General features: G+C 59.8%; 19 protein-coding genes. 5 read left to right on the forward strand and 14 right to left on the reverse strand.

Going from position 1 to position 22,689, the window contains the following annotated elements:
* Position 1 precedes the first annotated feature (1 nt).
* From JNB91_RS10295 to JNB91_RS10310, 4 genes are all read right to left on the reverse strand, one after another.
* Positions 2-691 (reverse strand): hypothetical protein, encoded by a 690-nt coding sequence (locus JNB91_RS10295; RefSeq protein ID WP_220325414.1) that lies wholly within the window; start codon positions 689-691, stop codon positions 2-4.
* 105 nt (positions 692-796) lie between these two features.
* Positions 797-1,792 carry a P1 family peptidase gene (locus tag JNB91_RS10300; RefSeq protein ID WP_346269301.1) on the reverse strand — a complete coding sequence of 332 codons (996 nt, stop codon included), beginning with the start codon at positions 1,790-1,792 and terminating at the stop codon, positions 797-799.
* Positions 1,793-1,799: 7 nt separating this feature from the next.
* Positions 1,800-3,341, reverse strand: a complete 1,542-nt coding sequence (gene amaB / locus JNB91_RS10305) for an L-piperidine-6-carboxylate dehydrogenase (protein ID WP_220325416.1) — start codon at positions 3,339-3,341, stop codon at positions 1,800-1,802.
* 93 nt (positions 3,342-3,434) lie between these two features.
* On the reverse strand, positions 3,435-4,718 hold the full coding sequence (locus JNB91_RS10310; RefSeq protein ID WP_220325417.1) for an NAD(P)/FAD-dependent oxidoreductase: 1,284 nt from the start codon (positions 4,716-4,718) through the stop codon (positions 3,435-3,437).
* A 98-nt stretch (positions 4,719-4,816) separates the two neighbouring features.
* Here JNB91_RS10310 and JNB91_RS10315 point away from each other — a divergent pair, with 98 nt between their 5' ends.
* Positions 4,817-5,740 (forward strand): LysR family transcriptional regulator, encoded by a 924-nt coding sequence (locus tag JNB91_RS10315; protein WP_220325418.1) that lies wholly within the window; start codon positions 4,817-4,819, stop codon positions 5,738-5,740.
* 67 nt (positions 5,741-5,807) lie between these two features.
* Entirely contained in the window at positions 5,808-6,044 is a 237-nt protein-coding gene (locus JNB91_RS10320; RefSeq protein WP_112458652.1) for an Lrp/AsnC ligand binding domain-containing protein, read from the forward strand.
* An 80-nt stretch (positions 6,045-6,124) separates the two neighbouring features.
* Here JNB91_RS10320 and JNB91_RS10325 read toward each other — a convergent pair whose 3' ends face one another.
* From JNB91_RS10325 to purU, 3 genes are all read right to left on the reverse strand, one after another.
* The gene (locus JNB91_RS10325) at positions 6,125-6,322 is read right to left on the reverse strand and encodes a hypothetical protein (protein WP_148143694.1); all 198 of its coding nucleotides are present in this window, start codon (positions 6,320-6,322) and stop codon (positions 6,125-6,127) included.
* Between the two features lie 410 nt (positions 6,323-6,732).
* Positions 6,733-9,408 (reverse strand): aminotransferase class III-fold pyridoxal phosphate-dependent enzyme, encoded by a 2,676-nt coding sequence (locus JNB91_RS10330; RefSeq protein ID WP_220325419.1) that lies wholly within the window; start codon positions 9,406-9,408, stop codon positions 6,733-6,735.
* A gap of 85 nt (positions 9,409-9,493) precedes the next feature.
* Positions 9,494-10,378 carry a formyltetrahydrofolate deformylase gene (gene purU, locus JNB91_RS10335; RefSeq protein WP_220325420.1) on the reverse strand — a complete coding sequence of 295 codons (885 nt, stop codon included), beginning with the start codon at positions 10,376-10,378 and terminating at the stop codon, positions 9,494-9,496.
* Positions 10,379-10,658: 280 nt separating this feature from the next.
* Between purU and JNB91_RS10340 the strand changes: the two genes are divergently transcribed.
* On the forward strand, positions 10,659-11,702 hold the full coding sequence (locus JNB91_RS10340) for a glycoside hydrolase family 5 protein (protein ID WP_346269299.1): 1,044 nt from the start codon (positions 10,659-10,661) through the stop codon (positions 11,700-11,702).
* Between the two features lie 73 nt (positions 11,703-11,775).
* Here the strand turns inward: JNB91_RS10340 and JNB91_RS10345 are convergent, their stop codons facing one another.
* Positions 11,776-12,822, reverse strand: coding sequence for a lysine-2,3-aminomutase-like protein (locus JNB91_RS10345; protein WP_220325422.1), 1,047 nt, complete (start codon positions 12,820-12,822; stop codon positions 11,776-11,778).
* Positions 12,819-13,883 (reverse strand): EF-P lysine aminoacylase EpmA, encoded by a 1,065-nt coding sequence (epmA, locus tag JNB91_RS10350; protein WP_220325423.1) that lies wholly within the window; start codon positions 13,881-13,883, stop codon positions 12,819-12,821. The genes JNB91_RS10345 and epmA overlap by 4 nt, the downstream gene beginning before the upstream one ends.
* 153 nt (positions 13,884-14,036) lie before the next feature.
* Between epmA and efp the strand changes: the two genes are divergently transcribed.
* Complete coding sequence (efp, locus tag JNB91_RS10355) at positions 14,037-14,606, forward strand: elongation factor P (protein WP_220325424.1); 570 nt, start codon at positions 14,037-14,039, stop codon at positions 14,604-14,606.
* A 132-nt stretch (positions 14,607-14,738) separates the two neighbouring features.
* On the opposite strand, the gene JNB91_RS10360 is transcribed toward efp, so the two are convergent.
* The 4 genes from JNB91_RS10360 to JNB91_RS10375 all read right to left on the reverse strand — a co-directional run bounded on the left by JNB91_RS10360 (position 14,739) and on the right by JNB91_RS10375 (position 21,326).
* Positions 14,739-16,184 (reverse strand): efflux transporter outer membrane subunit, encoded by a 1,446-nt coding sequence (locus JNB91_RS10360; protein WP_220325425.1) that lies wholly within the window; start codon positions 16,182-16,184, stop codon positions 14,739-14,741.
* 112 nt (positions 16,185-16,296) lie between these two features.
* A complete protein-coding gene (locus JNB91_RS10365; RefSeq protein ID WP_220325426.1) occupies positions 16,297-19,407 on the reverse strand; it encodes an efflux RND transporter permease subunit in 3,111 nt (1,036 codons plus the stop codon).
* A gap of 56 nt (positions 19,408-19,463) precedes the next feature.
* Complete coding sequence (locus JNB91_RS10370) at positions 19,464-20,651, reverse strand: efflux RND transporter periplasmic adaptor subunit (protein WP_220325427.1); 1,188 nt, start codon at positions 20,649-20,651, stop codon at positions 19,464-19,466.
* Between the two features lie 153 nt (positions 20,652-20,804).
* Positions 20,805-21,326: a TetR family transcriptional regulator gene (locus JNB91_RS10375; RefSeq protein ID WP_346269302.1), complete on the reverse strand. Its 522-nt coding sequence runs from the start codon at positions 21,324-21,326 to the stop codon at positions 20,805-20,807.
* Between JNB91_RS10375 and JNB91_RS31405 the strand changes: the two genes are divergently transcribed.
* Positions 21,291-21,422 carry a hypothetical protein gene (locus tag JNB91_RS31405; RefSeq protein ID WP_346269303.1) on the forward strand — a complete coding sequence of 44 codons (132 nt, stop codon included), beginning with the start codon at positions 21,291-21,293 and terminating at the stop codon, positions 21,420-21,422. The two genes, JNB91_RS10375 and JNB91_RS31405, sit on opposite strands and share 36 nt — an antisense overlap.
* A gap of 22 nt (positions 21,423-21,444) precedes the next feature.
* Here the strand turns inward: JNB91_RS31405 and JNB91_RS10380 are convergent, their stop codons facing one another.
* A complete protein-coding gene (locus JNB91_RS10380; protein ID WP_220325429.1) occupies positions 21,445-22,392 on the reverse strand; it encodes a phosphoribosylaminoimidazolesuccinocarboxamide synthase in 948 nt (315 codons plus the stop codon).
* Positions 22,393-22,689: the final 297 nt, after the last annotated feature.

Raw genomic sequence — 22,689 nt, forward strand, 5'->3', positions numbered from 1 at the left:
CTTATCGCCTCACGGCCTTGAAGGCCCCTGCTGCTGTTGAAATTGCCGAGGACAGATCCTTGGCAATCGGCGCGACCGGAACCGCGACCAGACCGATCAGGAAGGCCAGAGCAAAATGCGACGGCCCGAAATCAGTCGCGACGACTGCGGCCCCCAGTTCAGCCAGAATGATTGCAATTGCTGCGGCGGCAACCCGCGATGTATTGCGAAATTTCTGCTCGGCTCGCTCGAAAGCGGCATCCAACCGTGCATCGATAATCGCATCGAAGCGGGCCAGAACGGCCAGTTCCGTCTCACCCGGTGTCTCGCCGCTTTCCATCTTCCGGGCGATTTCAGCGAGAAGAGGGCCGTCGTTCGGAAGCACATGGTCGGAAATCGTTGCGGCAGTCCGGGCGTTGAAACCGAGCCTTATCAGATTTCTTGCGGCCGCCTTCTGTTCGGTTTTTCCCATCCCGTTCAGCCAATTTGCCTTCACCACAGCGTAAGGCTGTTCCGCATTGATCGTCTTGAGGGCTGGTTCAAATGGTGCGAGTGCCGAACTGATGAAATGATAGCCGACATTGGAGATGCCGCCGTTGAAAGGCTTGGTTGCATCAACGAGCCCGAAGGATGCTGTGCCCAAAGCGGCAACTGCCGACAGGGCTGTCCCGAATTGACCGAGATCGATACTCCCGATTTCCGCAATGCTCATAGGGTTCCCCATCCGGCAGCCGGGACATGTCCCCGGCTATTTGTCAGTGAGGAGAGAGTGAATTAAATTTCACTAAGTTGCAATATCAATGGATGCAACCAATGGTTATTTATGCCTGTCCCGCCAAGCCGCCTGTGCATTCGGCACCGGCAGAGCGCTCGCCTCATAGACGCCACGCGCTACCGCACGGGCGGTAACGGTTGTCGCCAAATGACAAAGCTCGGCAAAGTCGGAAAGCTGGCCGAGCGGTTTCTTGCCGGTGGCCGCGGAAAAGATCGTGTCGCCGTCCCCGGGAAGATGAGCCGGAAGCACGGCTCGAGCAAGGCCGTCATGCGCCATGATAGACAATCTATGCGCCTGCGCCTTTGTCAGCACGGCGTCGGTGACGATCACGCCGATTGTCGTCGCCGTCAGCCTGACGCCCTTGATGCGCATGGCCGTGTCATTTTCGGTGAAGTTCGGCGGGAAGCCGAGCGTACCGAATTCGCCATGTCTCTCGAACGGGGCAGCCCAGAAATTTGGACCATCAGCAATAGTTGCGGAACCCATTGCGTTGACGGCGAGAAGGGCGGCGACCCTGTGTCCCGATGATGTCACAGCGCTTGCCGAGCCGATCCCGCCCTTGAAGGTAGCGGTCGTCGCCCCTGTTCCGGCGCCCACCGTACCGAGCTCAAATGCACCTTTGCCTGCTGCTCGAAAGGCCTCATAACCCATGTCGCGATAGGGCGAATGCAGGCCCCAGTCCTTATCGCCGCCGTTCAGCAGATCCATCAGGATCGCCTGCGGTACGATCGGCACTCTTGTCGTGCCGACTTCAAGGCCACGGCCGATCTGGCGCAATCCCGCCTGCACGCCGCCGGCGGCATCCAGCCCAAATGCCGAGCCACCTGACAGCACGAAGGCATCGACGGCCTGAACCGTCATCGATGGGTCAAGAAGCGCTGTATCGCGCCCTCCCGGCGCGCCGCCCAGAACCGAGCCCGAGGCAATCGCCGGTTCGTCGAAAATGATGGCCGTGACGCCCGAACCAAGCACGAGATCGGTGGCATGGCCAACGGCCACGCCTTCTATATCGGTGAGCAGGTTGAGAAGCGTCACGATATTCTCGTTATTCGATGTCGAATTTGACGCCCTGTGCCAGCGGCAGGGTGCGTCCATAATTCAGCGTGTTGGTGGCGCGGCGCATATAGGCCCTCCAGGCGTCCGAGCCGGATTCGCGACCGCCGCCGGTCTCTTTTTCGCCGCCGAATGCGCCGCCGATCTCGGCACCGGAGGGGCCGATATTAACATTGGCAATGCCGCAATCCGAGCCACGCGCAGAGACGAAAGTTTCCGCCTCACGCATGTCGTTGGTGAAGATCGACGAGGACAGGCCCTGCGGCACGTCGTTATGCAGCGCCAGCGCTTCATCGAATGTCGAATATTTCATCACGTAGAGGATCGGCGCGAAGGTCTCTTCCTTCACCGTATCGGTCTGGTTTGGCATCTCGACGATTGCAGGACGGACGTAATAGGCATCAGACGCTTCCGCATCCAGCACGCGTTCGCCACCGACCACCTTGCCACCGGCGGCCTTCGAGGCCTGAAGCGCCGCCTGCATCTTGTCGAAAGCTTGGCGGTCGATCAGCGGGCCAACGAGATTGCCATCGGTGAGCGGCGAGCCGATCGTCACCGACTGATAGGCCTTGGCGAGACGCGGAACGAGTGCGTCATAAACACTGTCATGCACGAAGAGGCGGCGAAGCGTGGTGCAGCGCTGGCCGGCGGTGCCCATGGCGGCGAAAGCGACACCGCGCAGGGTCAGGTCGAGATCGGCCGTCGGGGTGACGATCGCAGCATTGTTGCCGCCGAGTTCGAGGATCGAGCGGGCGAAACGTTGAGCGAGCTTCGGTCCGACTTCGCGGCCCATGCGGGTCGAGCCGGTGGCGGAAACAAGCGGCACCTTTTCATGGTCGACAAGAGCTTCGCCGATCTCGCGACCGCCGATCAGCAGTGTCGAGAGATTTTTCGGGGCAGTGCCGCCATCGGCAATGTAGCGGGCCAGTGCCTTGTCGAAGATCGCCTGGGTGGCGAGCGCCGTCAGCGGCGTTTTCTCCGAGGGCTTCCAGACGGTGGAGTTGCCGCAGACGATGGCAAGCGCCGAGTTCCACGACCAGACGGCGACCGGGAAATTGAAGGCGGAAATGATGCCGATGACGCCGAGCGGATGCCAGGTCTCCATCATCCGGTGCTCGGAGCGCTCGGTTGCGATCGTCAGACCATAAAGCTGGCGGGAAAGGCCGACGGCAAAATCGCAGATATCGATCATTTCCTGCACTTCGCCGAGACCTTCAGAGGTCACCTTGCCGACTTCGATCGAGACGAGACGGCCGAGTGCCGCCTTGGCGGCGCGCAGTTCCTCGCCGAGCAGGCGGATCAGTTCGCCACGCTTGGGCGCCGGCACGAGACGCCATTCGAGAAAGGCGTCATGGGCTGCATCGATGGCCTTCTTCGCATCCGCGGCGCTCACTTCCGGCAATCGGCCGATCTCGGTGCCCGAAATCGGCGAACGGACGGCAAGCGTGCCACCCTTGTACTTATTGGAAGCAACGCCGAGATCGGCAAAGATCTTGTCCACTTCGGCGGCGAGGTCGAGTTTGGCGAGCGTCATATCGGTCTCCGGATCTCTTCTTGGAGGGCAATCTACAAGTCGGCGGCGTTTTCGCAACATCCGTCGACCAAGGGGGTGTTTCAGAACCGTTCCTCAAAACCGTTCGGCGGCAAAATGCGCGATTTGCGCGCCTGCCTCGTAATAGGCTTCCTTCATCGGGCGGAAGCTCGCTTCCTTCACGTCGGTCAATGGCAGCGGCAGGTCCGCTTCGGCGATATCGCCCAGAATGTAGTTGGCGAGGACATTGCCGAATGTCGAACCCGGCGAAATGCCGCGGCCATTATATCCCGAAAAACCGATGATATTGGTACCGAACCGATGGAAGCGGGGCAGCGCATTGTCGGTCATGCCGATCTTGCCGTACCATTCGGCCTCGAATTCGACGTCTCCCAATTGCGGGAACAGTCGCTTCAGCGACCGGCGTGCCCAGGCTTTGTGAACCGCCGTGCCGGTGCCGCGCAATGCGCCGACCGAACCGAAAACCAGTCGTCCGGCCTGATCCATGCGGAATGAGGACAGCACTTCCTTCGTATCCCAGCATCCTTCGCAATTGGGCAGGATCGAGCGGCGCAAGTTGGCGGAAAGCGGTTTGGTCGCAAGGTTGAAATAGGGGAGGTGAACCTGTTCGCGTCGCACTTCAGCCCACGGTCCTGTCGAATAGGCATCCGTTGCAACGATCACCCAATCGGCGGAAACCTGGCCATCAGCTGTGCTGACGATCCGTTTGCCGCCTGCCTCGCCGGTCGAGATCACCGGGCTGCCGGTATGCAGCGTTGCACCAGCCTTGATGGCTGCATGTGCCAGTCCGCGGGCATAGGCAAGCGGCTGCAGCGTGCCCGCGCGCATGTCGAGCAGCGATCCGGCATAGGCCTTTGTGCCGATCCGACGCTCGGTCTCAGTGGCGTCGAGGACGGTCACCGGTGCACCGCGTTTCTGCCACTGGCGGGCGCGCTCTTCCAGCTCCTTCATGCCTTCTTCGCCGACTGCGCAATGCAGCGTGCCGTTCGTCTCAAGCTCGCAGCTTATGCTATATTTTTTGATCAGCTCGCGCACGAGGTAAGGGCCATTGCCCAGAAGCTCGAGCGCACGTTCCCCATAATGTTCGCCGATTTCCTTGGGAAAATCGTCCGGCATCACCCACATGCCGGCATTGATCAGGCCGACATTGCGGCCGGCACCGCCAAAACCGATCTCGGCTGCCTCCAGAAGTACGACATTGGTACCGCGTTCTGCCAGATGCAGGGCTGCGGACAGGCCGGTATATCCACCGCCGACAATCACGACATCGGCGGTGTTGTTTCCCTTCAACGGTGTCGTCACAGGGGCAGGCGACGCGGTCCTCTCCCAGAGGCCGTGCGAGCGTGGATCGTTCAGCATGAAAAGTTCCCGATTTTTATCGTTTTCTCGACTTTACAGAGGCGATTTCGCGGTGAATATCGACATAAAATCATCAGGTCATTCACTGGAGGAATGACATGCTTCCGCCCAGACGCTTCCTTCCGTCATTCTCATTGCTCTCCGCCTTTGAGGCGGCGGCCCGTACCGGAAGCGTCACGGCTGCCGCAAACGAGCTCGGCCTCACCCAGAGCGCCGTCAGCCGACAGATCTCGGCGCTCGAAAAGCAGCTCGGTGTGACGCTTTTCCTGCGCGAGCGGCAGACGATCAGGCTGACCCTTGCGGGTGACGCCTATGCGCGTGAAGTCCGCGAGGCCTTGCGGCGCATCTCCAACGCTTCGCTGAACCTTCGGGCCAATCCGGCGGGCGGCACGCTCAACCTTGCCATCCTGCCGTTTTTCGGCACGCGCTGGCTGACCCCGCGGATCGGAAAGTTTCTCGATCAGCATCCCGGCATGGTGGTCAACCTGATCACCCGGCTGGAGCCGTTCGATTTCCGCTTCGATACGCTCGATGCCGCGATCCATTTCGGTCAGGCGCGCTGGCCGGGGGCGGCGCTGAGTTTCCTGATGGACGAGCAGACGGTGGCGGCCTGCAGCCCCGAATTCCGCAGGCGGCATGACCTGGCAGCCCCGGGAGATCTGCTGAAAGCGCCGCTTCTGCATCTGAGCACCCGGCCGGATGCGTGGGAGCTGTGGCTGCGCCAAAACGATGTCCCGTTCGATACGGTGCATGGCATGCTGTTTGACCAGTTCACCACCATGGTCGAGGCGGCGCGATCGGGCTTGGGCGCGGCACTCCTGCCCCGTTTCCTGATCGAGCGGGAACTCGAGGAGGGCCAGCTTGTGCCTGCCGCCGATGCGGAACCGATGCCGACAGGCCAATATTATCTCGCCTATCTGCCCGACCGGGCGAATTATCCGCCGCTTGCCGCTTTTCGTGACTGGATCGCCGAAGAGATCCGGTCGGATATGCTTGCGCCGGCTTCGCGCATCGGCCAATAGTCGGTCATAGATTTTTCGCGGCGCCAACAGCCGCTCCATCAGTCAGTCCATAAGGCAGGCGATCCCCATGAAACCAATCTTCCTGCAGCTCCGTTGCAAGCCCGGCAAGACCTATGAGGTTGCCGATGCCATCTACAAGACGGAACTGGTCTCCGAGCTTTATTCCACCAGCGGCGAATGGGATTTGTTGCTCAAGGTCTATATCAGCGACGAGGCCGAGATCGGCCGTTTCGTCAACGAAAAGATCGCCTGCATTCCAGGCATCGAGCGGTCTCTGACAACGATCACGTTCACGGCCTTCTGAGCCGGAATTCATCGATAGACGACCAAAACAAAAGCCGCCTCGAGGGCGGCTTTTCTGCGTCTGGGATCGGGACGTCACGCTTAAACGTGCGCGACCGGTGCCGAATTTCTCGATGCGACCAGTTTGCTGATCGCCAGACGCACATCGTCGGCCGAATCGAAACGCTGTTCGTCGAGGTCGATGACGTGGAACTTCACCGCGATGAATTTCAAACGGTCTTCATCCGGGATGACGATGCCGACGGGCTCGCCGGCGAATTTGATGACTTGCTTCTGCATGGGTAGACTCCCGTATTGGCTGCAGAGCATGCAGCGCAAAACGAATGATAATTTCAGGAACGAATTGAACCGGAAGCGTTACATTCGACAGCACGGAAGGGAGCAGCGATCCGTGCTATTCACATCGAGCGCATGCCGATCAAAGGCGATGACGCGTGTAGTCTCAGACATGTCACTCTCCTTCTCGAACGGTTGCGCGATAACGTCAGAATCGATTTTCTGACCACCAATCACTCTAGCTGAAACGCGTCGGATGATCAACGAAATCCAATTTAGACAGAATATTTTTCTGCATGATGACAGGAGAAAGGCGATATTGTGAAATTACGTTCGCAATGCCGCCGGTCTTCCCAGCTAGCCTAATTTAGGTAGCTGCGCTTGCCAGACAAGGGTCAGGCTCGAGTTAAATTCTATTCCGGCGGTAGCGCCACGACATTGCGAAGAAGATCGAGGCACAGGTTGATGCCCTCCTCACTGACGCAAAGCGGCGGGGCAAGGATCAGCCTTCCTGTGTGATCGGCCTCATGCAGGATATGGCCGTCGAGAGCATCCCAAATTTCAACGTCATCGTCTTTCGGTTGTATCTGCCACCATAATCCATGGCCCTCCACCGCTGCTATGCGATGACTTTCTCTGGCTAGTTGCCGTAGGCCCTTTTCCAGAACCTCGCCCATGGCCGCCGCATTGGCAGCCAGGTTCTCGTCACGCAGGATTGTTAGCGCCGCCAGCGCCGTGGCGGCATCGACCGGGGAAACCGGTTCTGCGAGCGGTGCAAGGTTTTCCGCAAGGTCCTCCCTGCAAAAGACGACACTTAGCCTGCCGCCGTCGCAACTGCCTGCCAGCAGAAAGTCCGCCGCCAAGGTGCCGCCCTCGATACTCCAGAGGCTTGTGCCCATACGGCCGTAGCCAGTGCGTGTTTCGTCCGCGATGACGAGCCTTCGCTCTTCCTGCGCTTTCGCCACCTGCTCGTTCAGGTCTGCAATGCCTGGAAGCGGTTCGAAGATAAGGGGCAAGGCGCCATCCTCCCGCTCCGTTCGGTCGCTTACCTCGGCATAGGCAATTTCCGCCTCGTCCTGCGGTTCGTCGATTTCATCCGGTCCGCTGTTTTCCTGATAAGCGGCGATCACAGCCCTTTCTTCCGTCGTCTCCCTGGCTCTGGCGATTTCCTCCATCGCCTCCATTGCGGCCCGCCGATCTTCGAACAGAACGACATCGGTGAAGCCGGCCGGTGCGATCTCCACCAGCGCCTGCCGCAAGGCTTCCGCTTCGGCACTTCCGTCATGGGCCGTCGTCAGCCGCAGATGCTGCTGGTAACCGGCGGCTGCGATGGATGGGTTTCCGTGGCCGATCACCGGTGCCTTGCCGCTGAAATCCAGTAGGGCCGAGCCCGTCTCGTCATAAACCACGTCACGCCACGCCCGGACTTCCCGACCGGAAATGACGGGGGGAGCATCGCAGTCCATCCCCAGAAACGCAGAGGGCGAGGGGGCCAGGCGCTGCCATATGGAAGCTTCTGATGGCCGACAGAACAAGGGCGGGTCGCTGTCCGGATCCCGCGATAGCCGCAGGCGCAGTCCGCCGACCGCTCCGGCGGCACCGGCCACCGTGCCGAGCTGGTCGCCCGCCTGAATTTCCATTCCTTCCGTCACCGCCGTTTCCATGCCTTCGACAAGAAGCGTCACGGTCTCGCCACGCAGCGACAGTTGCGGAGACAGATGCACCACCGTGCCGCTGAAGGGGGCGACGAGGGTCGTTCCCGTCGGCAGGCAGATATCCACATGAAGAGCGACGTTCTGCGGTTCACTTCGGCCTGCGTACGGCTTGCTTCTCGACAAGCGATATTCGCCGTAACGGGTGCTGCCCATGCCGGTTTCCCAGGCGGTGCGGGCCAGAAGCCTCCAGTCGCAATCGGGATCGGTCCAGTTGCCGCTGTGAAAAAGCGGACTTGAGGGGCTCAGGTCGACGAGCCTTATGTTTTCCACTTGAAGATCCGGCAGAAGCGGGCCGAGAGCGAGCGGCTCCGGCTCTATCCTGCAGGCTTCCAGAATGGCGGTATGCATATATTCGGCGGTCACCGTCGAGGCATTGATCAGGATCTGGCGACGTTCTCCGGCTTCCCGTGCGGCCATCTCGTCGTCCGGTGTCTGAGCATGGGTGTTTTCCGCCAGGGCAGCCGAAAATGCGATGTCGGCGATGACGAGCGGCCAGAGCGCTTCGAGTTCGCCTTCATTCAGCGGGTCGACCGAATGATAGCCGGTAACGGCGGGCAGGATCGATGCCGGCTCACCTGCCTGGCTGATGAGGATGCGGGCGCAGGTCTTGGCCAGCGCCGATACGTACCAGCTTCGCGTCAGGCCGCTCAGATTGGTGATCCCGGTCGGATGCCAGTCCGCGTCATCTGTTTCACCGACCAGATCTCCGGCCTCAATATCCGGGATGACAAGTCCGATGCGAAATTTCGCAGTCAGCGGATGAATGCGGCGCAGGGCGGACACCATGGCGCGGGCAATCATGTCGCGCGCCTCCTGGTCGGTAACCGTGGAAAGCAGCGATACCGTGCGCGGCCCCGCCTTGCGCAATTCGTCCTCGTGTTCGCCTTTCCAGATATCGGGGTCGAAATCCTCGAGGCTCTTCACCAGGCTTGCAAGCAAGGCGCCGAGCGCTGCTGCAGTTTCCTCCGTTACGTCCCGGTCTTCGGGTATGGGGTCACCGTCGAGAACCGTCAGCAGCCGAAGAACACGCTCCCTGCCGCCGATCTCAGCGTCAAGCACGTCCGCCCCGTCCTTGGCGGCGACCGCTTCGGGCACTTGCGGGCCATCGGGGCTGCGGGTGATGTGGCGCATGATCTCGTGCTCCACCCGCAAGGCCTGCTCGTCGTCTTTTTCCCGGATATCGAGGAAATACCGGAGGTGGCCGTTGTCGACCAGATATCCCAGGCCCTGATTTTCCTCCACCGGAAAGACCTGTCCGGAAAGCCCCCAATGGTCGCGCAGCACCGCTTCGATCGTGTCCAGCGGCACGTCGTCGGTCTGGTCGGCGGCAATGACGGGGGTATCGAGTACTTCGGACGTTTCGTCGCCTGGCATTCTCACTCTCCGGTAAAACCTTGACGTGAGGATAGCGCAGGCAAACGCCGCGTCCATAGGGCTTTTCGGCCTTTACTTGGCCGATTTAGCCCATGCGCTCGGATGCGTAGGACCCCGGGCTTGGCGGGAAGACCACGGTGCGGTTGCCGTTGATGAATGTCCGGTGGTGGATATGCGCGTGGATGGCGCGTGCAAGCACCTGACTTTCGACGTCGCGGCCAAGCGAAACATAGTCATCCGGCGATTGCGCATGGGTGACGCGCACCGTGTCCTGCTCGATGATCGGGCCTTCGTCGAGATCGGCCGTGACATAATGCGCCGTCGCGCCGATCAGCTTCACGCCACGCTGATAGGCCTGTTTGTACGGGTTGGCGCCCTTGAAGCTCGGCAGGAAGGAGTGGTGGATGTTGATGATCCTGCCCGACATTTTTGCGCAGAGCTGGTCGGACAGAACCTGCATGTAGCGCGCCAGAACCACAAGCTCGGTGCCGCTTGTCTCGACGACTTCCATCAGCTGCGCTTCGGCCTGCGGCTTGTTCTCCTTCGTCACCTTGATGTGGTGAAAGGGAATGTCGTTGTTGACCACCAGTTTCTGGTAATCGAAGTGATTGGAAACGACGCCGACGATATCGATCGGCAATGCGCCGATCTTCCAGCGATAGAGGAGGTCGTTGAGGCAATGGCCGAAACGGGAGACCATCAGCAGGACCTTCATCCGTTCCGCTGAATCGAACACATCCCAATCCATGCCGAATTTTTCCGCGACCGGCGCGAATCCCGAAAGCAGAGCATCGCGTTCGGCGCCCTGTTCGGAAATGAAGCTGACCCGCATGAAGAACTTGCCGGTATCCAGATCGTCGAACTGCGAACTATCGATGATGTTGCAGCCCTTGTCGGCAAGGAAACCGGATATCGCGGCGACGATGCCCCGGGTGGATTGGCACGATACCGTCAGGACGTAGCTCTTCATTATTCGTCGTCTCCCTGCACTGCGCTTTGCGCAATGACCTATACGTGATGACAGCCGATTGAAACTGCGCGGGTTGTCCGGTTGCCACTTTTCTTGAGCCGATGACGCTTGTCATCATGCTCTATCGCGTCACATTAGGCGCGGCGGTGCAAAATTCCGTCCCCGTTGCGTCTTTCGCGGGCGCAACACCGCCGTCAGAGGGTATGAATGCTTTGCCATGACCATTAGCGATTTCATAATTTGCTGGTGCGAGGCTACCGCGCGATACGGGAGAAGACGTGTGAAGAGACACGCAGGATACAAAGCTTTCGCTCGGCGGCTCGCAGTCGCCCTTTCCTGCGTCGCGGTCGCTGCCGGATCAGCACAATCGGCCGAATGTATCAGAGGCATCAATCTCGCAGGCGCAGAATTCGGCAGTCTCGGTCAGGAGTACGGGACGGGGTACATCTATCCGTCAGAAAAGACGATCGCCTATTTCAAGGAAAAGGGGTTTACCAGCGTGCGGCTTCCCTTTCGCTGGGAACGGCTGCAGCCAAAACTCTACGACAAATTCAACGCTGCCGAATTGAGGCGGTTGCGCGCAACAGTAAAGGCCATTCGTTCCGCCGGCATGCAGGTGGTTCTCGATCCGCACAATTATGCTCGTTATGAAGACCAGTTGATCGGCTCGGACGGCGTGCCGCAAAGCGCCTTTGCGGATTTCTGGCGGCGGCTGGCAACGACATTTGCTAGCCAGGACGATATCCTGTTCGGCTTGATGAACGAGCCTTACGGCATCTCGGCCGAAGATTGGCTCTCGGCAGCAAATGGCGCAATTGCTGCCATCCGGCAAACCGGTGCCGATAACCTGATCCTGGTGCCCGGCACGTCGTGGACGGGCGCACATAGCTGGTCAGCCGGCGACTACGGCACACCGAACGCGGCCGTGATGACGGGGATTGCTGATCCCGCAAACAATTATGCCTATGAAGTCCATCAGTATCTGGATGTCGATTTTTCCGGCAAGAACGAGGAATGCACGCGGGCAGCCGATGCGGTGAAGGCCATCACCGATATGGGAGACTGGCTCGCCACCCAGGGTCGCCGCGGGTTTCTCGGCGAATTTGCCGTCTCCACCATGCCGGTCTGCCAGCAGGCATTGAAGGATATGGTGGCTGCCGTCGAAAGCCGGCCGGACGTCTGGCTCGGCTGGTCCTATTGGGCCGCCGGCGACTGGTGGAAACCGTCCGAACCGCTCAACATCCAGCCAACCGACAGCGGCGACCGTCCGCAGATGCAGACGCTGCAGAGCTATTTCGCCGAGAGAAAGACGTGTGGCGGGTGAGGGCGGCGAATGCGTGTGTTTGGTTGTTGCTATCGTGTCTCGGCAGGCGGATCAGAGGCAGCGGTGGCGAATCTCATTCCGGCGGATACCGATGCTCTCCGCCACGGAAATCGCTGACCGAATAACAGCCGCCTTCACCACGCACCGCACTTTCGCCGATCACTGCCTTGCCGTGGCCGCCGGGAATATCCAGCACATAGGTCGGCTGGCAAAGGCCGGAAATGTTGCCGCGCAGGGCAGAGACGATTCGCTGACCCTCCTCGATATCCATGCGGAAATGGCCGGTGCCCGGCGCAAGGTCGGGATGGTGGAGATAATAAGGCTTGATCCGTGTCTCGACGAACGCCTTCATCAGGTCGCCGAGCACTGCCGGATCATCATTGATCCCCTTCAGCAGCACGGTCTGGCTCACCATCGCAAACCCGGCATCGATGAGCCGTGCCGATGCGGTGCGGGCGTCAACCGTCATCTCGCGCGGGTGGTTGGCGTGAAGTGCTACATAGATGGTCTTGCCACTTTCCTTCAGCGCCGCAATCAGCGCCTCATTGATCCGGTCCGGTTCGACCACCGGCACACGCGTATGGAAGCGGATGATCTTCACATGCTCGATGGCAGCAAGCCCGCGCATGATCTCGGCCAGCCGGCGCGGAGACAGAACCAGCGGATCGCCGCCTGTCAGGATGACTTCCCAGATTTCGGAATGGTCGCGGATATAGGCAAGGGCTGTCGCCAGCTCGTCGGATGCCAGGGTGCCGTCGCCTTGCGGACCGACCATCTCGCGGCGAAAACAGAAACGGCAGTAGACCGGGCAGATATGTACGGCCTTCAGCAGAACGCGGTCGGGATAACGATGGACGATGCCCTTGACCGGGCTGTGCGCCGCATCGCCGATCGGATCTTCCCGTTCTTCCGGCGTCGTGACCAGTTCGGCGGCATCCGGCACGAATTGCCGCGCGATCGGATCGGCAGAATCCGTGCGGTCGATCAACGACACCACAGTCGGCGTGATCGCGATCGCATAATGCTCGGCGACGGAGCGGATCGCCTCAAGCTGCTCGGGCGCAACAAGCCCGGCAGCCTGCAACTCGTCCGGCGTCTTTAATGAACGGGCAGCACTCAAGAATGCACCTCCGCCACCGGTGCCCACAAGACCTGCTCGATGCGCGTCGCGCCGGTCGCCAGCATGGCCAGCCGGTCGAAGCCGAGAGCCGCACCGCTCGCCTCCGGCATCACTGACAAGGCGGCGAGAAAATCCTCGTCGATCGGGTAAGCTTCGCCATAGATGCGGGCCTTCTCCGCCATCTCGTGTTCGAAACGGCGGCGCTGTTCGCCGGCGTCGGTCAGCTCGCCAAAGGCATTGGCCAGTTCCACGCCGCAGGCATAAAGCTCGAAGCGCTCCGCCACGCGCGGATCGCGGGCCGAAGGTCGGGCAAGAGCCGCCTCGCAAACGGGATACTCGCACAGGATCGTCGCGCGGTCCTTGCCCAGATGCGGCTCGATTTTCTCGACCAGAACCTTGCTGAACAGATCTGCCCAGGTGTCGTCTTCGGCCACGCGCATTGCAGCGTTGCGCACTGATGCAGCGAGATGATCGCGATCGGTCTCACCGGATGCGGCGACCGAAGACAGAAGGTCGATGCCGGCAAACCGGTCGAAGGCTTCGGCCAACGTCAGTTGCTCCGGCTTGGCGAACGGGTCGCACTCGACGCCGCGGAAGGAAAAGCGTGTCGTGCCGGTCGTCTCGGCCGCAAGCTTCAGCATGTCGGCACAATCGGCCATCAGTTGCTCGTAGTTTTCGCCGGCTCGATACCATTCCATCATGGTGAATTCGGGATGGTGCAAAGGCCCGCGCTCGCGGTTGCGATAGACATGCGCGAAAGTGAAGATGTGCGTCTCACCGGCCGAGAGCAGTTTCTTGGCGGCGAATTCCGGCGAGGTGTGCAGGTAAAGCGGAGCCGCCTGACCGTCGATGGTCAGCGCTTCGGTTGCAAAGGCATGAAGATGCGTCTCGTTACCGGGCGATATCTGCAGCGTGGCCGTATCGACCTCGATGAAGTCACGGGACAGGAAGAATGACCTCAACGCTGCCTGCACCTTGTTGCGGCCGAGAAGGAAAGGCCGCCGATCGGCATGTGCTGTTTTTGTCCACCAGGGGGATGTTGAAATGCCTGGGCGGTTCATGGGATGAGCTTTCTTCGCCGTGTCGACCAAAGCCGGGGCTGGCTATTTGGCGGATTTTGCGTTAGTTGCGCCGGCAAGGAAACCTGAAAAGCATCTCTACGGCCGTTTCGCCAGTCATCTACGACGTGGCCGGTCGAGTTACAAGGAACTCTTATGGTCAAGGTCATCGCCTCTTCCGTCCGCAAGGGCAACGTCATCGATGTCGACGGCAAGCTCTATGTCGTTCTCACTGCCGAAAATTTCCATCCCGGCAAGGGCACACCTGTCACCCAGGTGAACATGCGCCGTATCGTCGATGGTGTTAAGGTGTCGGAGCGGTGGCGCACGACGGAACAGGTCGAGCGCGCCTTCGTCGAGGACGTCAACCACCAGTTCCTCTATGAAGATGGCGAAGGCTTCCACTTCATGAACCCGGAAAACTACGACCAGGTCGTCGTAGACGTCGACACGATGGGCGACCAGAAGGCCTATCTGCAGGAAGGCATGGTCTGCATTCTGTCGATGCATGAAGGCGTGGCGCTTGCCCTGCAGCTGCCGCGTCACGTTATTCTGGAAATCACCGAAACCGAACCGGTCGTCAAGGGCCAGACGGCGTCTTCTTCCTACAAGCCGGCCATGCTGTCCAACGGTATCCGCACCGCCGTTCCGCCGCATATCGATGCCGGCACCCGCGTCGTCATCGCCACGGAAGACAATTCCTACGTCGAGCGCGCCAAGAACTAAGAAATTCGCCGGGGCATCGTCCCCGGCTTTCAGAACGGCATTAAAAAACCTCCGAAGCTTGCGCTGCGGAGGTTTTTTGTTGTGCCGTACAAAGAAGCAATAGAGGCCGGCGAACCGGCCTCGAAGTCAGTCTCAGTCCTTGACAACCTTGGCGGAGGCAACTTCCGTCTTGGCCGTGGAGCCGACTGCGTAACCGCCGCCGATTGCGACGTTGAGCGAGACGTAGTTCTGCGCCATCTGCTGAACGGCTGCTGCAAGGTTTGCCTGCGAGTCGGAGACCTGACGCTGTGCGTCGAGAACGTCGAGAAGCGAGGATGCGCCGTCGCGGTAGCTGGCGGTCGCCAGTTCCAGAGCTTCCTGGTAGGATTTTACGGTTGCGCGCAGAGCTGCAACGGTGCGGCCATCGCGGGAAACCGCGGCCAGCGCGTTTTCGACCTCTTCGACTGCGCCGAGAACCGTCTGCTTCCAGGAGAGATAGGCTTCGCGTGCAGCCGATTCGTTCGACTTGACGTTTGCCTTCAGAGCGCCGCCATCGAAGATCGGCAGCGAAAGCGATGGGCCGAAGGACCAGGACAGAATGCCCGATTCGTTACCCAGTGCCTTGGTGTAGGACGGCGTGATCGATCCGCCAAGCGAGATCGACGGGTAAAGCTGAGCTTCTGCGACGCCGATACGAGCCGTTGCTGCTGCAAGCTGACGCTCGGCGGCGCGAACGTCAGGACGGTTGCGGATCAGGTCTGCCGGGACGCCAGATTTCGGACTAAAGCGGGCAACCGGCTGGCGTGCGCCGCGCTGCAGGTCGGCGATCAGCGAAGAAGCCGGCAGGCCGAGCAGGGTTGCGATGCGATGTGCTGCCTGGCGGAACTGGGTCTCAAGGCCCGGCAGGGTCGACAGCGTCGAGTTGACCAGACCTTCAGCCTGTACGACGTCCAGTCGCGATGCAGCACCTGCTTCAAGCTGAAGCTTGGTGAGGTTCAGTGTCTCGCGGCGCGATTGAAGGTTCGCGCGGGTCAGCGCGATACGCTCCTGATAGAAACGAACATCGATGTAAGCGCCGGCCACGGCGGACAGAAGCGTCAGGCGGGCAACGTCGACGCTTGCATAGCTGGCGTCGAGATCCGCCAGCGCAGCTTCCCTGGAGCGGGCGTAGAGACCGAAGAGATCAAGAAACCAGGAGGCGGTCGGGCCACCGGAAGCGGAATTCTGTTCGACAAGAGAAGTCGCGCTAGGGCTGCCGCCGAGGCGATTTGCACCGCTGCGGCCAGCTTGTGCGCTCAGATCGAGCGATGGAAGTCCGCCAGCACCGGCGCTGATGACGGCTGCCTGTGCCTGATTGATACGTTCCAGCGCCTGCAGGACGTCGAGGTTCTGCGAGAGACCCTGGTTGACATAACCGTTCAGGCGGGTGTCGGAGAAGGCCGTCCACCAGGCATTCTTGGCGACGTCACCATTGCTCGTCACAGATCCTTCGGCGAACTTTGCCGGAAGCGAAATCTGCGGTGCAGTATGGTCAGGACCAAGTGTGCAGCTGGACAGCAGTAGCAATACGAGGGGGGCGGCTGCGCGAGTGGAAATCATATTTTTGTCCCAAAGCCCTTACTTACAAGCCCGCGAGTGTCGGGGCCGACATCATTGAATTGGCGACCGTAATCCGAATCGGTGACAGAATGCCACCAACTGGTAAACGGATTTATGTAGTTGTCGCCTGTTTTTCACGTTTTGATAACTGCCTGACGACAACAAAAAACGTCGGAACGAAGAAAATTCCGAGGAGTGTTGCAGAAAGCATACCACCCAGCACGCCAATACCGATTGCATTCTGTGCAGCAGAGCCCGCACCCGTCGCAATCGCCAGTGGTACGACACCGAGGATGAAGGCGAGCGAAGTCATGATGATCGGGCGAAGACGCAGCCTTGCTGCCTCCAGCGTCGCTTCGATCAGGCCCATGCCGGTCGCCTGCCGGTCCTTGGCGAATTCGACGATCAGGATCGCGTTCTTCGCCGCAAGACCTATCGTCGTCAGCAGTCCCACCTTGAAATAGACATCGTTGGACTGGCTGAGCAGATAGGCTGCGGCCAGAGCGCCGAGAACACCGATCGGTACCGCAAGGATGACCGAGAAGGGGATCGACCAGCTTTCATAAAGTGCTGCAAGGCAAAGGAAGACGATCAGCACCGACAGCGCGTAGAGCATCGGCGCCTGGGAACCGGACAGGCGTTCCTGATAGGAAATGCCCTGCCATGCGACCGTATAGCCTCCCGGCAGTTCCGATACCAACCTTTCAAGCTCGTTCATTGCCTCGCCGGTGCTGACGCCCGGCTGGGTCGAACCTTCGAGAGACATGGCGCTTGTGCCATTATAACGGGCGAGCTGCGGCGTTCCGCTGACCCAATCCAGCTTGCTGAACGAGGAGAATGGCACCATCTCGCCATCGGTATTGCGTGCATACCAGTATTTAAGGTCGTCCGGCTGCATGCGATACGGTGCGTCGCCCTGCACGTAGACCGGCTTCAACTCGTTATCGAGGGTGAAGTCGTTGACGTCACGTCCGGCAAAGATGGTCGCCAGCATCGAATTGACGGCCGCGAGATCAACCCCCATGGCGCCCAGCTTTTCCTGATCGAGCAGAATCTTCAACTGGGTTTCGCTGCGCTGGTTGTTGCTGCGGAGCGAACTGATGATTGGGTTGGTCGCGCTTTCGCTGATCAGCTGCTGCGAAACCTGTGTCAGCGCCGCGTTACCGTTATTGCCGCTGTCGACCAGATACGCCGAAAAGCCGCTGGAATTGCCCAGGCCCTGGATGGCCGGGGGTAGCAATGCAAAGACCTGGGCATCACGCAGAGTAAAGAAATGACCCTGCGCACGCTGCAGCACTTCCGCCGCAGATTGGCCGACGCCCTCGCGGGCCGAGAAATCGCGAAGCTTGGTGAAAACGATGGCATTGTTCTGGCCGGTGCCGCTGAAGCTGAAGCCGAGCGCGCCGAAGACCGCATCGACATTATCCTTCTCCTTTTCAAGGAAGTAGGATTCTACCTGCTTGACCACTTCTTCCGTGCGCGCTGTCGTGGATCCGACAGGCGTCTGGATGATCGTCATCAGCACGCCCTGGTCTTCCTGCGGAAGGAAGGAACTGGGCAGCCGGGTGAACAGGAGGCCGCAACCGCCGACGATCAGTGCGAAAAGCAGCATGACGCGCAGCGGACGCTTCAGGAGATACCCGATCGTATCGACATAGCCGTTGGTCGTCTTGTCGAAGCCGGTGTTGAATTTCGCGCCGATACCGCTCTTCTTCTTGGCGTGATCGATGGGCTTCAGCATCGTGGCGCAAAGCGCCGGCGTCAGAACGATGGCGACAACCGCCGAAAGCAGCATGGCCGAGACAATGGTGACGGAAAACTGCCGGTAGATGATGCCCGTCGACCCGCCGAAAAAGGCCATGGGAATGAAGACGGCGGTGAGCACGAGTGCGATACCGATGATCGCACCTGTGATTTCATGCATCGACTTCTCGGTCGCCTCGAGCGGAGAGAGACCTTCCTCGTCCATGATACGCTCGACATTCTCGACGACGACGATCGCGTCGTCGACGAGCAAGCCGATCGCCAGAACCATGGCGAACATGGTGAGCGTATTGATCGAATATCCGGTCAGCGCAAGGATGCCGAATGTTCCCAAGAGCACAACAGGCACCGCAATCATCGGAATGAAGGTGGCGCGCAGGTTCTGCAGGAAGACGAGAAGAACAACGAAGACGAGAACGATCGCTTCGATCAATGTGTGAACGACCTTTTCGATCGACAGTTTGACGAAAGGCGTCGTGTCGTAAGGATAGGTGATCTCGACGCCGTCAGGCAGCGATCCGGCGACGCGGTCCAGTTCCGCCTTCACGCGGGCTGCCGTATCGAGCGCATTGGCGCCGGTCGCGAGGTTGACGGCGAAACCGGCTGCCGGCTTGGTGTTGGAACGCGATGCACCACCATAGGATTCCTGGCCGATCTCGACGCGTGCCACATCGCTAAGGCGAACCGTTGCGCCGTCCTGCTCGACTTTCAGAATGATACGTTCAAATTCGTCAACTGTGGTCAGCTGGCTCTGGGCCGTCATCGTGACGGTGAGCTGCTGGCCTTCGGTGACCGGCTGGGCGCCGAGCGAACCGACGGAAACCTGGGTATTCTGCGCCTCGATAGCCGAGGTCACGTCGGCTGCGGTCAGCTGGTATTTCTGCAGCTTGAACGGGTCGAGCCAGACGCGCATGGCATAACCGGAGCCGAAAACGTTGATGCTGCCGACACCTTCGAGGCGCTGGACCTGATCCTCGATCGACGTCGCAAAGATATCGCCGAGATCGACGGAGCTGCGCTTGCCGTCTTGCGAAACAAGCGCGCCGACCATGAGAATACTGGAGGTCGAACGGGTGACCGAAATGCCTTGCTGTTGCACCACATCCGGCAGCTGCGACTGTACCAGCTGCAGCTTGTTCTGCACCTGAACCTGGGCGATGTCCGGCATGATCGAGTTGCCGAAGGTCAGCGTGACGCTGGCGCTGCCGGTCGAAGACGACGAGGTCATGTAGGTCAGGTCATCAAGGCCGGTCATGCCGTCCTCGATGATACTGGTCACCGACTTTTCGACCGTCTCTGCGCTGGCACCATTATAAGTCGCGCTGATGCGCACGGTTGTCGGGGCGATATCGGGATATTGCGAGATCGACAGCGTGGTGATCGCGAGTGCGCCACCCAGCATGATGACGATTGCGATGACCCAGGCGAAGACAGGCCGCCGAATGAAGTAATGCGCCATTTCGAATTTCCTTGCCGCGTTTTGGAGCCGCGTTTACGGGCGAGCGTCAGCTGATCTTACTGCTGGGGCTTTGCTTCATCGACTTTCGGTTCTTCGACCACGAAACCCTGGTCGTTGACCGTTGCCTCGACCGGTTGAACCGGTGCGCCGTCGGCGATCCACTGGAAGCCGTCGACGATCAGGCGGTCGCCATCGGCGATGCCGTCAGTTACGAGCCAGTTGTTGCCGGAGGATTTGCTGTTGGTAAAGGTGCGGGTCTCGACCTTGTTGTCTGCGCTGACGAATTTTGCCGAAAGCTCGCCACGGGCATTTCGCGTCGCGGCTCTCTGGGGAATGAGATAGCCGTTTTCGGTGCCGACCGTGACGGTCGCGCGAACATACATGCCCGGCAGGATGATGTGGTCGGGATTATCGAACACTGCGCGGATCTGGTAGGTGCCGGTGGTTTCACTGACGGCGAGTTCCGCCATGTTGAGCTTACCTGTGCGGTCGTATTTGGTACCGTCCTCGAGCATCAGGCTGATATCCGCCGTGCGGGGATCGCCGTGAAGGCGGCCGGCGGCGACGGCGGCGCGTAGTTCCAGAAGGTTGGTGCTGGAATCGATCAGGTCGATATAGATCGGATCGAGATTGCGCAGGGTCGTCAGCGCCGTCGTCTGGTTGGCGGTGACGATATTGCCGATGCTCACCGTGGAAATCGTGGTCACGCCGTCGAATGGCGCACGGATCTTGGTGAAATCGAGATCGATCTGGGCTGCATTCAGGGCTGCCTTGGCCGATTCCACATCGGCCTCGGCCTGCAGCAGTGTCACCTTGGCATTTTCGTATTCGATCTGGGTTGCGCCGCTGTTTACCAGCCGCTCATAGCGGGTCATGTTCGCCTGGGCCGCCGGGATGCTGACCTCGGCTTTTTGCAGCGCAGCCTGTGCCTGGGCCACGGTCGCAGCGTAGGTATCGTCATCGATCTGGTAAAGAACCTCGCCGGCCTTGACCTCGCTGCCCTCCTTGAAGGCGATCTCGCTGATGGCGCCGTTGACGCGCGGACGGATCTCCGTGGTCTGGAAGGCGACCGCGCGGCCGGGAAGCACGTTGGTGATCGGCCGCTCGGTCTTCTTCATCACGACGACGCTGACCGGGGAAGCCGGTTTCTGCTGGCTCGTGCCGGCCGACTGCTCGGTCTGATCACCACAGGCGGACAAAGCCGTGGCGAGGAGGAGTGAAAACACCAGTTTGCGAAGAACCATGATTTTTTCCAGACGCGGGGTGAGGCGGGTGTCTCTGTTGCCGCCCTTGGCGGAGCGAAGGCGGCAATTAGCCGGCAGGATACCGGCAGAACTAGGGCGGAGACGCGAAAGGTCACGTCCGCACGATGAAAAAGTGACGTAATTTAATTTTCGTCACTTTGCAAGCGGACTTTGAAGGGCAGCGTTGATGAGTTCGACGATGCCCGCCAGCCGTTCATCAAGATTTTCCTCGGTTTCATGAACCAGAAACACGGGGTGGAGAATGCTGGCAAAGGAAGCTGCGACATGGCGGCTCACCGTACGGCAATCGGTGCAATGATAGACGCCGGCCTCGACGCCGTCGCGAATCACCGAGAAAAACAGTCCTTCAATGAGATTCCGATAGTGAAATCCGCTTTCGAGTTCGGTCTTCGTGACCAGAAAGATCATCTCAAGGAAGAACGGATTTTCGCGGATGTCGTGCAGGTGCGCCTGCATCAGTCGGCGCACGACAAGTCCGAGTTTTTCCGGTGGCGGGGCGTCGAGGTCAAGCGTGTCAAAACGCCCGATCATATGGGTAATGTGGCGATCGCATATGGCGTCGACGAGCGTCGTCTTCGAGTGAAAATGCTTGAATACATTCGCCGGTGACATTCCCAGTTGCTGGGCGATATCGGCTATCGAGGATTTTGCGATGCCCCTTTGGCGGAAAAGGGCATCGGCGGTGCGCAAAATATCTTCACGCGTCTCTTCGGCTTTGCGGCGCGGTTTTCGCACGCTTGGTCCTCGTGATTTCGTCAGTGTATGTCGGGCTCTATTTTCCGAAATAGGGCGTTAGGTTGGTGCGGATCCGTTCCAGCACTGTATCGCCGCTGTTGTCGGGTACAAAAGTCTGTCCGGTGATCATTTCATAGGCGTTCTTGTAGACGGCGGAAGTGTCCGCAATCAGCTCTGCCGGAATGGCCGGGATGTCGTCCTTATATGGGTCGCAGCGCTCGACGACCCAGGCCCGGACGAAATCCTTGTCGAAACTTTTCGGCCGTCCGCCGGTGCGGAAGGCTTCCTCATAGCTGTCGGCCATCCAGTAACGGCTGCTGTCGGGCGTATGAATCTCGTCGGCCAGAATGATCGTGCCGTTTTCGTCGGTGCCGAATTCATACTTGGTGTCGACGAGAATGAGGCCGCGCTTGGTTGCGATTTCCTGGCCGCGGGCGAAAAGCGCCAGCGCATAGCGGGATAGGGTTTCCCATTGCTCTGCCGTCAGCAGGTTCTGGTCGATAATCTCCTTGGGCGATAGCGGTTCGTCATGGCCGCCGTCGAAAGCCTTGCTGGTCGGGGTGATCACCGGTTCGGGAAGCGCCTGGTTGTCCTTCAGGCCATCGGGCAGGCTCAATCCATACATATTGCGTTCACCCTTCTTATAGAGGGTCAGAAGCGAGGTGCCGGTCGTGCCGGCCAGATAACCGCGCACGACGATCTCGACCGGCAGGATGTCGAGGCGCTTGCCGACGACCACATTCGGGTCCGGATAGGCGATGACATGGTTGGGGCAGATATCCTTTGTCGCCTCGAACCAGTAGCGGGCGGTCTGGGTCAGGACATGGCCCTTGTCGGGAATGCAGGTGATGATGCGATCAAATGCGCTAAGGCGATCGGTGGCGATGATGATGCGCTCGCCGCCGGCCAGATCGTAATTCTCCCGCACCTTGCCGCGGTAATAATTGGGGAGTTCGGCAATGAAGGCTTCTTCCAAAACGCGCACGATGATCGCTCCGAAAACGGCCCCTCGGGGCCAAGGTCTGACTTTATATAGAGGCCCCGCTATGGCATGTTTTTCCTTTGCGGCACAAGGATGTTGCTGCTCTTGCATGTTCCGGCATTTTCTCGATCCATAAGATAGCCAGTAAATTGGCCTGCTGCTGATGTTTATGCCAAAAACTCGAATAACCTAATAAAATCAATTACCTGTCATTTTCTTGAAGTTTTTGCGACTTGGGGAGTTGACGTTTTCGGGGGTGTGGATTTATAACCCGCTCACTGACGAGGGCGGCGGCGCTGC

Source organism: Aliirhizobium wenxiniae, assembly GCF_019511445.1.
Lineage (GTDB): Bacteria > Pseudomonadota > Alphaproteobacteria > Rhizobiales > Rhizobiaceae > Neorhizobium > Neorhizobium wenxiniae_A.